This is a genomic window from Stappia sp. (assembly GCF_040110915.1).
In the GTDB taxonomy this organism is placed as follows: domain Bacteria; phylum Pseudomonadota; class Alphaproteobacteria; order Rhizobiales; family Stappiaceae; genus Stappia.
Map to the genome: position 1 here is coordinate 2,753,075 of NZ_CP157793.1, position 13,899 is coordinate 2,766,973.

Sequence of the window (13,899 nt, forward strand, 5' to 3'; positions counted from 1 at the left end):
GCCTTCAACGTCCGCAACTTGCGTTCTCCACCATCCAACTGACCAACTCCTCGAAGGAGTGGCCGGCATGGGCCGCGATCTCTGGCACGAGCGAGGTTTCCGTCATCCCGGGCTGGGTGTTCACTTCGAGGCAGATGAGTTCGCCGCCACCGGTCGGCTGCTCGTCGAAGCGAAAGTCGGCCCGCGTCACGCCTCTGCAGCCCAGTGCCTGATGCGCCTTGAGTGTAAGTTTCTGTACTTCTTGGTAAACAAATGGTGAAATTTCCGCCGGAAGGATGTGTTGCGAACCTCCGGGGGCATATTTGGCCTCGTAATCATAAAAGCCGTGGCCGATCGGCATCACCTCGGTGACCCCGAGGGCGACGTTTTCCATCACCGCGCAGGTCAACTCGCGCCCCGGCACATAGCGTTCGACCATCACCATGTCGCCATAGGGCCAGTCGTCGCGATAGAGCTCCTGCGGGGGATGCTCGGCATCCTCCCCCACGATCAGCACGCCGAAGGACGAGCCCTCGCTGACCGGCTTGGCGACATAGGGCGGCGGCAGCGCATGCGCCTTCGCCGCCTCCAGACGGTGCAGCACCTTGTGCTCCACGACCGGAATGCCGGCGGCCTTCATCACCGCCTTGGCCTTGGCCTTGTCCATGGCGAGCGCGGACGCCGCCACGCCCGAATGGGTGTAGGGAATGCCGAGGATTTCCAGCAGACCCTGAATGCAGCCGTCCTCGCCGAAGGGGCCATGCAGGGCGTTGAAGGCGACATCGGGCTTCAGCTCTTCCAGCACCCGGCCGATGTCGCGCTGCACGTCGACGCGGGTGACCCGGTAGCCGGCGCGCTCCAGCGCGGCGGCACAGGGCTCGCCGGTCTTGAGGCTCACCGGGCGTTCCGCCGACCAGCCGCCCATCAGGACGGCGACGTGTTTGGGCTCAGCCATCGGCGGCCACCTCCGCGTTGCGCGCGCCGAGAAACGGCGCGATCTCGACCCCCTCGGGGAACAGCCCGAGGCGCTTGATTTCCCATTCGAGCGCGATGCCGCTGGTTTCCAGCACCCGGGCCCGCACGGTCTCGCCGAGGCGTTCCAGATCCTCCGCCGTCGCCGCGCCCGTGTTGATCATGAAGTTGCAATGCATGTCGGACATGCGCGCGCCGCCGATCTGCAGACCCCGGCAGCCGGCCGCGTCGACCAGCTTCCAGGCCGAATGACCATCCGGGTTCTTGAAGGTCGAGCCGCCGGTCTTCTCGCGGATCGGCTGCGCCGCCTCGCGATGCGCGGCAACCTTCGCCATTTCCTGGCGAATGGCCGCTTCGTCGCGCGGCACACCCCGAAACACCGCCTCGGTGAAGATCGTGTCGCCGGGCTGGTCGCTGTGGCGATAGCGATAGGCCATGTCGGCATTCGTCAGACGCACGATCTCGCCCGACCGGGTCACGGCGGTCAGCTCCACCATCACCTCGCGGGTCTCGTGGCCGTGCGCGCCGGCGTTCATCCGAAGCGCGCCGCCGATCCCGCCGGGAATGCCGGCGTAAAAGGCGAAGCCGCCCTGCCCCGCCGTGGCCGCCGCCTCGGCGAGCTTGCGGTCGGGCACCGCCGCGCCGACGCGGATCGCCCCGTCGGCCTCCACCGAAACCTGACCGAAACCACGCGCGCCAAGCCGCACCACGACGCCCGCAATGCCGCCGTCGCGCACCAGTAGGTTCGAGCCGAGCCCGATCGGCAGCACCGGCACGTCCCGGGGGAGATGGCGCAGGAACAGCGCCAGATCCTCGGTGTCGGCCGGCTGGAACAGCAGTTGCGCCGGACCGCCGACGCGGAACCAGGTCACCGCCGACAGCAGCTGGTTCGCCGTCAGCTTGCCGCGCAGGCCGATGCGGTCGAGCCCGTGTTCCGCGACGAGGTCGGGAAAGCTCATGCGCCCCTGGCCTCCAGCGCCTTCGCCAGACCCTCCGGCAGGGCCTGCGCCCATTGCGAGATGCTGCCCGCCCCCAGGCACATGACGTAATCGCCCGGCTTGCCGATGGACGCGACGGCGCCGGCAAGCGCCGCCTCGCCATCGATGACATGGACCTGACGGTGGCCGCTGGCGCGAATGCCGTTGGCGAGCGCGACATGATCGATGCCCTCGCGCGGCGCCTCGCCGGCGGCATAGACCGGCGCGCAGATCACATGGTCGGCATCGTTGAAGCAGGTCGAGAACTCGTCGAACAGGCTTTCCAGACGGGTGAAGCGGTGCGGCTGCACCACGGCGATCACCTCGCCTTGCGCGACCGCGCGCGCCGCCGCCAGCACGGCGCGGATCTCCACCGGGTGGTGGGCGTAGTCGTCGAAGACATCGATGCCGCCGGCGGTCCCGGTATGCGTGAAGCGCCGCTTGACGCCGCCGAAGCCCGCCAGCCCCTTGCGGATCGCCGCAGCGTCGAGACCGAGCTTCCAGGCGACCGCGATCGCCGCGACCGCGTTGGACACATTGTGCAGACCCGGCATCGGCAGCTTCAGGTTTTCGATGGTCTCGCTCGCGCCCGTCGGACGGTCGCGCAACTCGACCGAAAAGATCGACGTCGGTCCGTCGGTCGTCAGATCGTAGAAGCGCACGTCCGCCTGCCGGTTCTGCCCGTAGGTGATCACCTGGCGGTCCTCGATGCGTCCGACCATTGCCTGCACCTCCGGGTGATCGAGACACATCACCGCGAAGCCGTAGAAGGGCACGTTCGTGACGAAATGCAGGAAGGCCGCCCGCACCCCGTCGAAATCGCCGTAGTGATCGAGATGTTCGGGATCGATGTTGGTGACCACCGCGACGTCGGCCGGCAGCTTGACGAAGGTGCCGTCGGATTCATCCGCCTCCACCACCATCCAGTCGCCCTGGCCCATGCGCGCATTGGTGCCATAGGCGTTGATGATGCCGCCGTTGATCACGGTCGGGTCGAGCCCGCCGGCATCCAGAAGCGCCGAGATCATCGAGGTCGTGGTGGTCTTGCCATGCGTGCCGCCGACGGCGATCGCCTGCTTGAAGCGCATCAATTCGCCGAGCATCTCGGCGCGGCGCACCACCGGCAGCATCTTGGCCCGCGCGGCGATGAGCTCCGGATTGTCGCGCCGGATCGCGGAGGACACGACGACCACCCGCGCCTGTCCGAGGTTCTCCGCGTCGTGGCCGACATGGACCTCGATCCCCTTGGCGCGCAGGCGCTTGACGTTCGCGCTGTCGGAGACGTCCGACCCCTGCACCGTGTAGCCCAGCATGTGCAGCACCTCGGCGATGCCGCTCATGCCGATGCCGCCGATCCCGATGAAATGAACCGGACCGATGTCCTGGGACATCTTCATGATGCCGCTCCCTGATCTGTCTTGTTGGTATCGGTGTCGGCGCGGTCCCCGGCGACGGGCGCCCCCGCCGCCACCCGCTCGACGAGATCGGCGAGCCGCGCGACCGCGTCCGGACGTCCCGCCGCCCGGGCGTTGTCCGCCGCCCGCGCCAGACGGTCCGGATCGCCCATCAGTTCGCCGAGCAGCACCGCCAGGCGCTGCGTGTCGAGTTCCGCCTGCGCCACCGGCCAGGCGCCGCCGGCGCCGGCGAGCATTTCCGCGTTGCGGCCCTGATCGTTGTCGAGCGCATGGGGCAGCGGCACCAGAACGGACGGACGTCCGATCACCGCAAGCTCGCTGACGCTCGACGCTCCCGACCGGCAGACGACCAGATGCGCCGCCGCGATCCGCGCCGCCATGTCGGCGAAGAAGGGGGCAAGCTCCGCCTGCACGCCGATGCGCTCATAGGCGGCGCGCACCCGCTCCATGTCTTCCGGCCGGCACTGCTGCACCAGACGCAGCCTGGCACGCGTGTCGGCGTCCAGCGCCTCCAGCGCCGGCGGCAGCGCATCGGAGAAGAAGCGCGCGCCCTGCGAGCCGCCGAACACCAGAAGCGCAAACGCTCCGTCCGGCTCCGGCGCCCGATAGGGGATCGCGGAGGCTTCGATCACCGCGTCGCGCACCGGGTTGCCGGTGCGCGCCATCTTCGCCTCCAGCGCGGGCGATCCGGTGTCGGCGAGCGGAAAGCTCGTGGCGATGGCATCGACGCGCTTCGCCAGCATCCGGTTGGCGCGGCCCATCACCGCATTGGCCTCGTGCAGCACGCTGGGCACGCCGGAAAGAAAGGCCGCGAACATCGGCGGAAAGGTCGGATAGCCGCCGAAGCCGACCACCGCGTCGGGCTTCAGGCGCTTCAGCAGGCCGCGCGCCTGCAGCGTGCCCTTGGCGAGCCGCCACGCGGTGCGGGCCAGCGCGACCGGCGAGCGCCCGCCGAGCGTCGCGGAGGAGATCACATGGACCTTGCGCGCCGGAAAATCGCGGGCGAAGGCGTCGACCCTTGCGTCGCTCGCAAGCTCCACGACATGTCCGCGCCGCCGCAGTTCGGCCGCCAGCGCCTGGGCAGGAAACAGATGCCCGCCGGTTCCCCCGGCGGTGAGAAGAAAGGTGCGCGCCATGGATTCGCTCAGATCGCTTGCGCCGACAGGCGGGAGACGACCACGCCGTCGTTGCGGGCCGCGTCGGGCCGGCGCCTCGTCAGCGCCAGCACGAAGCCCATGGAGACCGCCGTGGCGACCAGCGACGAGCCGCCGTAGGAGATGAAGGGCAGCGTCATGCCCTTGGCCGGCATGAGGTTGAGATTGACCGCCATGTTGATGCCCGCCTGGATGCCGAAGAGCACCATCAGCCCGGCCGTCGCCAGCCGGCCGAAGGGGTCGGAGTCATGCGCCGCATGGGCAAGCCCGCGCAGCACCACGAAGGCGAAGACGAGCAGCAGCATCAGGCAGACGATGATGCCGAATTCCTCCGCCGCGACGGCGAAGATGAAGTCGGTATGGCTTTCCGGCAGCACCCGCTTGATCGTGCCCTCGCCGGGCCCCCGCCCGAACCAGCTGCCCGACACGAAAGCCTCGATCGCCCGGTCGATGTTGAAGGTGTCGCCGGAACTGGGATCGAGGAAGCGGTCGACGCGGCTTTGCACGTGCGGCAGCGTCATATAGGCGGCGACCAGCCCGCCGAGCCCCAGAACGCCGATCGGCACGATCGCGACCCACGGCAGCCCGTTGAGGAAGAACATCGCCGCGAAGACGAGCGTGATCAGCATCGTCTGGCCGAAATCCGGCTGGGCGACGAGCAGCGCCGCGGAGATTGCGAACAGCAGGATCGAGAACAGCGTGCCGGGCACCTCCGGGCGCCGCCCGCCTTCCGACATGAGAAAGGCGATGAGCACGATGAGCGCCGGTTTCAGGAACTCCGAGGGCTGGATCGAAAAGCCGAAGAGGCTGATCCAGCGCCGCGCGCCCTTGGCCTCCAGCCCGATGAACAGCGTCGCGATCATCAGCACCAGCGAGACGCCGAAGAGAATGAGCGCGACGCGGCGCACCATGCGGGGCGTAAGCGCGGAGACCGCCAGCATCAGCACCAGCGCGGGCACGAGAAACAGCGCCTGACGCTTGATGAAGTGATAGCTGTCGATGTCGAGCCGCTCGGCCACGGCGGGGCTCGCGGCGAAGGAGAGCACGATCCCGCCGATCATCAGCGCGACGAAGCCGACGACCAGATATCGGTCGACGGTCCAGAGCCATTCGGCGAAGGGACTGCGGTCGGCGCGGCTGACCATCACACGGCCTCCTGAGCATCGGATTCGGAGGCGCCGGGGCGCGGCGCGTCCTGCTGCGGATCTTGCGGAGCGGCGAGACGGGCAACGGCCTCGGCGAAGGCCCGGCCGCGCGCCTCGAAATCGGAAAACTGGTCGAAAGAGGCGCAGGCCGGCGACAGAAGCACCACCGGCTCGCCCCGCGGATCGGCGGCGGCGTCGCGGGCGGCCGCCGCGACGGCGCGCTCCAGCGTGCCCGCCTGCTCCGTGGCCACGTGACCTTCGAGCGTCGCCGCGAAATCCGCCGCCGCCTCACCGATCAGGTAGGCCTTTGCGATGCGCGAAAAATGCGGCGCGAGGGAGGCGATGCCCCCGGATTTCGCGCGCCCCCCCGCGATCCAGTAGATCGATTCGAAACTCGTCAGCGCCCGCTCGGCGGCCTCGGCGTTGGTCGCCTTGCTGTCGTTGACGAAGAGCACGCGCCCTGCCCGGGCCACCGTCTCCATGCGGTGGGCGAGACCGGGAAAGCTCGCAAGCCCCTTGCGGATCGCCGCGTCGCCCACCCCGAGCGCCCGGCACACGGCAACGGCGGCCGCCGCGTTCTGCGCATTATGCGCCCCGCGCAGGGACGCGATGCCGGCCAGATCCATGAAGCGCGTCTGCGCCCCGTCCTCGGCCACATGGAGCGCACCGCCTTCGGCATAGACGCCATGCGACACCGGGTGGCGCACGCCGAGGCGCAGCACGCGCTTGCCCGCGCGCTCCGCCCGGTCCGCGACGGCCGCGCTCAAGGCGTCGTCGATGCCGACCACCGCGGTGGTGCTGCCGGCGATCAGCCGTTCCTTCACGGCGGCGTAGTTTTCGAGCGTCCCGTGCCGGTCGAGATGATCCGGCGTGATGTTCAGCAAGACCCCGACGGAAGGGTCGAGCCCCGGGGTGAGATCGATCTGGTAGGAGGAACACTCCACCACATGGATGCGTCCGGGTGCCGGCGGATCGAGGTCGAGGATCGGCACGCCGATGTTGCCGCCCATGGCGACGTCGCGCCCGGCGACGCGAAGGCAATGCGCGATCAGCGCGGTGGTGGTCGACTTGCCGTTGGTGCCGGTGATGGCGACGAAGGGCGCGCCCGGCGCCCGCCGCCTGCGCTCGCGCAGGAAGAGCTCGATGTCGCCGATCACCTCGATCCCTTGCGCGCGTGCCTTCTCGACGCTCCAGTGCGGGGCCGGATGGGTCAGCGGCACGCCGGGCGCGAGCACCAGCGCATCGAACGCCGACCAGTCGGCCCGCGCGAGGTCCACCACGTCGAGCCCCGCCTCCTGCGCGGCCGCGCGGCGGCCGGGCGTGTCGTCCCACGCGGCCACGCGCGCCCCGCCGGCGACGAGTGCGCGCGCGGCGGCGAGGCCGGAGGCCCCCAGCCCGAACACGGCCACCGATTTCGACGCGAAGCTCTCGACCGCGATCATGCGTCTACCTCAGCTTCAGCGTGGCCAGGCCGATCAGCGCGAGCACCACGGCGATGATCCAGAAGCGGATCACGACCTGGCTCTCCGTCCAGCCCAGATGTTCGAAATGGTGATGGATCGGCGCCATCTTGAAGACCCGCTTGCCGGTGGTCTTGAAGGACAGCACCTGCACGATCACCGAGACCGCCTCCAGCACGAACAGACCGCCGATGATGGCGAGCACGATCTCGTGCTTGGTCGCCACCGCGATGGCGCCCAGCATGCCGCCGAGCGCAAGCGATCCCGTGTCGCCCATGAAGATCGCCGCCGGCGGCGCGTTGAACCACAGGAACCCGAGGCCGGCCCCGATCACCGCGCCGCACAGCACGGCAAGCTCGCCCGATCCGCTGACGTGATGGATCTGCAGATAGTCGGCGAAGACGGCGTTGCCCGACAGATAGGCGATCAGGCCGAAGGAGGCCGAGGCGATCATCACCGGGACGATGGCCAGCCCGTCGAGCCCGTCGGTCAGGTTCACCGCATTGCCCGCGCCGACCATCACGAAGGCGGCGAAGGGAATGAAGAAGAGCCCCAGGTTGAGCGCCACATCCTTGAAGAAGGGAAAGGCGACGGAGGTGCTCAGGGCGTCGGCTTCCAGCAAGGTGACCGCCCATGCGGCAATGCCGGCGATCACGAACTCGAGCCCCAGCCGGCTGCGCCCGCTGAACCCCTTGTGCGAGGCCTTGATGACCTTGAGATAGTCGTCATAGAAGCCGATCAGGCCGAAGCCGACGGTCACGCCGAGCACGATCCAGGTGTAGGGATTGGCGAGATTGGCCCAGAGCAGCGTCGCCACGATCATGCCCGACAGGATCATCAGCCCACCCATGGTGGGCGTGCCCTTCTTGGTCAGAAGATGGCTCTGGGGCCCGTCGGCGCGGATCGGCTGACCGTGGCCTTGACGCAGGCGCAGCGAATTGATGATCGCCGGGCCGAAGAGAAAGATGAACAGCAGCGCGGTCATGATCGCGCCGCCGGTGCGGAACGTGATGTAGCGGAACACGTTCAGCGCGGAAAACTGGTCGGAAAACTCGACGAGGAAGTAGAGCATCAGGCGTCCTATCGGGATCCGTCGTCGCCGACGGGGAATTCGTCTCGGAGCGCCTCGACCAGCGGCCCCATGCGGCTGCCGAGCGATCCCTTGATCATCATCACGTCGCCCGGGCGGATGTCGTCCAGCAGCAGGGGACGCAGGCTTTCGGCCTCCTCGGCATAAGCGCCCCTGAGGTGCTTCGGCAAGTCGTCCCACAGCGCGCGCATGCGCCGGCCCGCGCAATAGACCAGATCGACATCGCTTTGCCGCAGCGGGCCGAGCAGCTCGCCGTGCAGGCGCAGCTCGCTTTCGCCCAGTTCCAGCATATCGCCGAGCACCGCGATGCGCCGCCCCGGACGGGCGACTGGCGTCTCCTTCAGGAGCGACAGGGCCGCGCGCATGGAGGCCGGATTGGCGTTGTAGCTCTCGTCGATCACCGTGGCCTCGCCGTCCGGCAGACGCAGGGTCACTTGCGCGCCGCGCCCCTTCGGCGCGTGAAACTCGCCGAGCGCCAGCGCGCCGCGCGCCAGATCGCCGCCCAGTTCGACAACGGCCGCGAGCACCGCGAGGCTGTTGGTGACCAGATGCCGGCCCGGCGCGCCCACCTTGTAGGTGATCTCCCGGTCGAAGACATGGCCGGAAATCGACGTGCAGCCGACCTGCGCGGAGATGCGTTCCGCCTCCACGTCGGCCGGCCCCTCGCGCCCGAAGGTGGCGATCCGGCGCACCCCGGCGGTCTTGGCGAGATAGGTGAGCAGATCGAACTGGCGGTTGTCGCGGTTGAGAAGCGCGAGCCCGCCCGGCTCCAGCCCGAGAAAGATCTCCGCCTTGGCCTGCGCGATGCGCTCCACCGAGCCGAAATTCTCCAGATGCACGGCCTCGACCGTGGTGATGATCGCCACATGCGGGCGCACCATCTGCACGAGCGGCGTGATCTCGCCGGCATGGTTCATGCCGATCTCGAAGACGCCGAACCTCGCCTGCACGGGCAGGCGCGCCAGCGTCAGCGGCACGCCCCAGTGATTGTTGAAGGAGGCGACGGCAGCATGCGTGCGGCCCGAGGCGTCGAGCGCGAGCCTGAGCATCTCCTTGGTGCCGGTCTTGCCGACCGAGCCGGTGACGGCGACGATCCGCGCCCGGCTGCGCGCCCGCGCCGCCCGCGCCAGGTCGCGCAGGGCCTCCAGCGGATCGGCGACCAGAAGATACCGCCCGTCGGCGGGCAGATCGGCGCGCTTGTCGCGCGCCACGACCGCCAGCGCGGCGCCTGCGTCGAGCGCGGCACCGGTGAAGGCATGCCCGTCGAACCGGTCGCCGACGATGGCGATGAAGGCCTCGCCGGCCGCCAATGTGCGGCTGTCGATCGACAGGCCGACGACGGCCGTGGCGGGATCGTCGATCCCTTCCATCGTGCCGCCGGTGGCCTCGACCATTTCCGCAATCGTCCACAGCGGCCGGTCGGGATCGGGCTCCTCCCACTCCGGCAGGGGCGTGGCGCCCGGCACGGCGCCCCCGACCGGCGCACGGGCGGGCGTCGAAAGGGCACTCGCCACGGCAGCCCCGGCGAGCAGAGCGGCCGCGGCACCGTCCGTGTCCTGCGACGGGTGCTCCGCGTCGGCTGGAACGCTCTCCTGCGGCGCGATGTCCTCAGGGGCGATGTCCTCAGGCGCGACGGCCTGAGGAGCAGCGTCGTCACCGCCCTCATCGTGAACGCCAGCTTCTTCGGATCTTTCCGCTTCGGCGCCCGCGTCGTCGAAGCCGGCGCCTTCGCCGTGGGTATCCTCGCTGTCCGTATCCTCGCTGTCAGTATCCTCGCTGTCGGTGCGTTCGCTCCCGGCGTCGCCCGTGTCGACCAGGAGCGCATCATCCAGCGCAGCCCATGTCTCGGATGCGTCCGGGGCGGCATCGTCCTCGCCCGCAACGCTTTCCGGAGACGGGAGATCCGACGCGTCCGCGTGGGCCGCGTCGTCCTGACCTACGCCCTCTTGCCCCCCCTCTGACGGCTCGGACTCCACCTCGCCGGTTTCGAGCGGTGCCTCCAGCAGCGCCTCGAGATCGAGATCCAGGTCGAGACCGGTCCCCTCGCCTGCTTCCTCGTCCGTCGCCGCGCTTGGCTCCGGCGCGGCGTCGGCCGCCTGCGCATCCGGCCACTCCTCGGCGGGGACTGTCTCGAGGCGCTCCACATCCTCGCCGCCGGCGTCCAGGTTCATGACATCGTCGGCATCGCGCTCATGCGCCACAGGCGTCGCGTCGGGCGCGTCCCGCGCCTCCGCCTCGCCGAGCAGCATGTCCTCGAAGGCGGCAAGGTCGAGATCCGCCTCCTGGGGCGCGTCTTCGGCATCGCGGGTCGCGGGATCGTCCGCGACCGCCGCCGCGTCCTGCGCATCCGCCTCGGACCCGCTCCCCAGATCGCGGTCGAGGACCGCGGCGAGATCAATGTCGAAATCGGCGTCGGAATCGCTTGCCGCGGCGAAGAGATCGCTTTCCGCGATGGCCGCGAGCGCCACCCGGGCCACATCGTGATCGGAGAACGGCAGCACGTCGTCGCCGACGATCTGCCCCGGCTCGTGCCCCTTGCCGGCGATGCACAGCACGTCGCCAGCCTGCAGCATGCCGATGGCCGCCTCGATGGCGTCGCGGCGTTCGCCGGCCTCCAGCGCTGCCGGCGCGCCTTCCAGGATCGCCGCGCGGATGGCCGCCGGGTCCTCATGGCGCGGATTGTCGTCGGTGACGATGACCACATCCGCCTGGCGCGCCGCGGCCTCGCCCATCAGCACCCGCTTGCCCGGATCCCGGTCGCCACCGGCGCCGAAGACGACGATCAGCCGTCCCTGCGTGAAGGGGCGCAGGGCGGCCAGCGCGCTTTCCAGTGCCTCCGGCTTGTGCGCGTAATCGACGAAGACGAGCGCCCCGTCGTCGCTCTCGCCGACGCATTCGAGCCGGCCCGGCGCGCCTTCCAGCGCCTCGAGAGCTTCCAGAACCGTGTCGAGTGCAATCCCGACCGACAGCGCGAGCCCCGCCGCGACGAGTGCGTTGGAGACCTGGAACCGACCGGCGAGCGGCAGGCGCACCTCGCGCCGTCCCTCTTGCGTCTCGAGCGTCAGGATCTGCGCGAAGCCGTCGTGACGCAGGTCGACGAGACCGAGATCCGTCCCCCCCGCGCCGACGGTGAACACCGGCTGCCCGCGCTCGCGCGCCAGCGCCATCACCCGGTCGGCGTAGGGCGCGTCCGGCTCCAGCACGACCGGCTTGTCGGGCCCAAGCAGCGTATCGAACAGCCGCATCTTGGCGGCCAGATACGCCTCCATGTCGGGATGGTAGTCGAGATGGTCGCGCCCCAGATTGGTGAAGGCGGCGGCGGAAAGCCGCACGCCGTCGAGCCGGCGCTGGTCGAGCCCGTGGCTGGAGGCCTCCATCGCCGCGTGGGTCACGCCGTCGGCGGCAAGATGCGCCAGCGTTTCATGCAGCGACACGGGATCGGGCGTGGTCAGGCCGCCATACTCGGCGCCCCGGCTCGTCACCGTCCCGATGGTGCCGAGGCTCGCCGAGACATGGCCGGCGGCCGCGAAGATCTGGCGCGCGAAGACGGCGACGGAGGTCTTGCCGCTGGTGCCGGTCACCGCCACCGTCGTGTCGGGCTGGCCGGGATGGAAACGCGCGGCCATCAGCGCCAGCGACCGGCGCGGATCGTCGCTGACGATCACCGGCGGCAGATCGGCGAGGTCGCCGAGCGCCACGGCCGGGGTATCGGCCCCGACGAGCAGCGCGGCGGCGCCGGCGGCGCGCGCATCGGCGATGAACCGCGTGCCGTCCGCCTGCGCGCCCTTCAGCGCGGCGAAGAGAAAATCGTGGGAAACCGTTCGGCTGTCGGCGGACAAACCGGCGATCTCGGTTTCGAACTCGGGCGCGGCGAGCACCTGTTCGCCGGTGAGGTCCTTCAGCAGCATGTCGTGCGCCAATATCCGTTGTGCGTCTTCGTTGGGAAGTCGGCGCGCCCTGGTGCGACCCCGGCACGGCCCGGCTTCCGGTCAGTAGGAAATCGAGACAGTCTCCGTCGTATCCCCGAACTTTGGCATAACCCCGAGCATCGGGGCGATTCTGCGAATGATGGCCGAGGTCGTCGGCGCCGTGTTGAGGCCCGCCGTGGCGCCGATGCCCTCGCGCTCGGGCTTGGGCTCGTCGAGCACCACGAGCACCACATAGCGGGGATCGTCCATCGGGAAGGCGGACAGGAAGGAGTTGCGGCGCTTGTCCGAGACATAGCGGCCGTCCTCGATCTTCTCCGCCGTTCCGGTCTTTCCGCCGACGAGATAGCCCGGCACCTCGGCGCGACGGCCCGAGCCTTTCAGCACGTTGAGACGGAAGAGATAGCGCATGATCTCGCTGGTGCGCGGATCCACGACCTGCGTGGCGAGCTTGGCGGCCTCGTCCTCGGTTCGCGGCGTGAAGGTCGGCGGGATCAGCCGGCCGCCGTTGACCACCGCCGCCGCCGCCACGGCCGTCTGCATCGGCGTCACCGACACGCCGTGCCCGAAGGAAATCGTGATCGCGGCCAGCTCGTTCCATTTCGGCGGCAGCAGCGGCGCCGCCACCTCCGGCAGATCCGTCTCCATCCGGTCGAGCAGCCCCAGGCGCTTCATGAAGTCCTGCTGGGTGTCGATGCCGGTCGCCAGCATCATCTTGGCGGTGCCGATGTTGGAGGAATAGATGAAGGTCTCGGCCACCGACAGGACGCGCTTCTTGCCGTAGAAGTCGTTGATCGTGCGCCGGCCGACCCGCAGCGGCCGCGTCGCGTCGAAACTGTCGTTCATGGTCACGCGCCCGCTGTCGAGCGCCATCGCCACGGTGAAGGCCTTGAACACCGAGCCCATCTCGAAAACGCCGCCGGTGGCGCGGTTCATGCGCGCCTTTTCCAGCGCCTGCGCCCGATCGTTCGGATCGAAATCGGGCAGCGACGACATGGCGACGACCTCGCCTGTCCGCGTGTCGAGGACGATGCCGATGCCGGCGATCGCCCGGTAGCGCTCCAGCGCCTTGCGCAATTCGTCGCGCACCACGTGCTGCACCCGCAGATCGACCGAAAGCCTGACCGGTTCCATCGGCCGGTCGGCGGCGAAGCCCGCCGCCTGCAGGTCGCCGAGCCAGGCCCGGTCGACGGCCAGTTCCATGCCGGAGATGCCCTGGTTGTCGACATTCACCGACCCGACGATGTGGCTCGCCGTCGGGCCGCCGGGATAGAAGCGGCTGTTTTCCTCCAGGAAGCCGATGCCGGGGATACCCAGATCGTGCAGCCGGGTCTTCTGGCGCGGCGTGAGCTCGCGCTTCAGCCAGATGAAGCCGGCGTTGCTGGCGAGCCGCCGGCGCACCGCGTCGGTGCCGAGCTCCGGCAGGACGCTCGCGATCCCTTCCAGCGCCTCGTCCACGTCGATGATCTTGCGCGGCTCCGCATAGAGCGAGGCGGTCTTGATGTCGGTGGCCAGGATCTCGCCGTTGCGGTCGACGAGATCGGGCCGGGACGCGGCGACGCTGTCCTCGGCCGAGATATAGGACGCCGCCTGCGGCGGTTCGCTGAACCCCAGATGCACCAGTCGTCCGCCGATCGCCACATAGACGAGCGCGAAGACCGCCATCGCCATGCGCACGCGTCCGCGCACCGCCCGCGTCGAGGGCCCGCGCGGCACGTGGCGCTCGCCCACCGTGCGGCGCTGAAGGAAGGAAACGGGTTCGTCGTTGATCGCCATGCCGC

9 protein-coding genes and 1 pseudogene are annotated in these 13,899 nt (G+C 69.4%); all 10 read right to left on the minus strand.

What is annotated here, in order from left to right; genetic code table 11:
• Positions 1-4: 4 nt before the first annotated feature.
• Positions 5-934 carry a D-alanine--D-alanine ligase gene (locus ABL312_RS12350; protein WP_349357681.1) on the minus strand — a complete coding sequence of 310 codons (930 nt, stop codon included), beginning with the start codon at positions 932-934 and terminating at the stop codon, positions 5-7.
• The gene (gene murB / locus ABL312_RS12355) at positions 927-1,910 is read right to left on the minus strand and encodes a UDP-N-acetylmuramate dehydrogenase (protein ID WP_349357682.1); all 984 of its coding nucleotides are present in this window, start codon (positions 1,908-1,910) and stop codon (positions 927-929) included. The genes ABL312_RS12350 and murB overlap by 8 nt, the downstream gene beginning before the upstream one ends.
• Positions 1,907-3,325, minus strand: a complete 1,419-nt coding sequence (gene murC, locus ABL312_RS12360; protein ID WP_349357683.1) for a UDP-N-acetylmuramate--L-alanine ligase — start codon at positions 3,323-3,325, stop codon at positions 1,907-1,909. Before murC ends, murB begins: the two co-directional genes overlap by 4 nt.
• Positions 3,322-4,479: an undecaprenyldiphospho-muramoylpentapeptide beta-N-acetylglucosaminyltransferase gene (murG, locus tag ABL312_RS12365; protein WP_349357684.1), complete on the minus strand. Its 1,158-nt coding sequence runs from the start codon at positions 4,477-4,479 to the stop codon at positions 3,322-3,324. The genes murC and murG overlap by 4 nt, the downstream gene beginning before the upstream one ends.
• 8 nt (positions 4,480-4,487) lie before the next feature.
• Entirely contained in the window at positions 4,488-5,642 is a 1,155-nt protein-coding gene (gene ftsW / locus ABL312_RS12370; protein ID WP_349357685.1) for a putative lipid II flippase FtsW, read from the minus strand.
• Complete coding sequence (murD, locus tag ABL312_RS12375) at positions 5,642-7,084, minus strand: UDP-N-acetylmuramoyl-L-alanine--D-glutamate ligase (protein WP_349357686.1); 1,443 nt, start codon at positions 7,082-7,084, stop codon at positions 5,642-5,644. The genes ftsW and murD overlap by 1 nt, the downstream gene beginning before the upstream one ends.
• A 4-nt stretch (positions 7,085-7,088) precedes the next feature.
• The gene (mraY, locus tag ABL312_RS12380; protein ID WP_349357687.1) at positions 7,089-8,174 is read right to left on the minus strand and encodes a phospho-N-acetylmuramoyl-pentapeptide-transferase; all 1,086 of its coding nucleotides are present in this window, start codon (positions 8,172-8,174) and stop codon (positions 7,089-7,091) included.
• Positions 8,175-8,182: 8 nt separating this feature from the next.
• Positions 8,183-10,441 carry a UDP-N-acetylmuramoylalanyl-D-glutamyl-2,6-diaminopimelate--D-alanyl-D-alanine ligase gene (locus tag ABL312_RS12385; RefSeq protein WP_349361400.1) on the minus strand — a complete coding sequence of 753 codons (2,259 nt, stop codon included), beginning with the start codon at positions 10,439-10,441 and terminating at the stop codon, positions 8,183-8,185.
• 210 nt (positions 10,442-10,651) lie between these two features.
• Positions 10,652-12,100: pseudogene (locus ABL312_RS12390) on the minus strand (UDP-N-acetylmuramoyl-L-alanyl-D-glutamate--2,6-diaminopimelate ligase); the annotation flags it as partial.
• A gap of 81 nt (positions 12,101-12,181) precedes the next feature.
• Positions 12,182-13,894 (minus strand): penicillin-binding protein 2, encoded by a 1,713-nt coding sequence (locus ABL312_RS12395; RefSeq protein ID WP_349357688.1) that lies wholly within the window; start codon positions 13,892-13,894, stop codon positions 12,182-12,184.
• Positions 13,895-13,899: the final 5 nt, after the last annotated feature.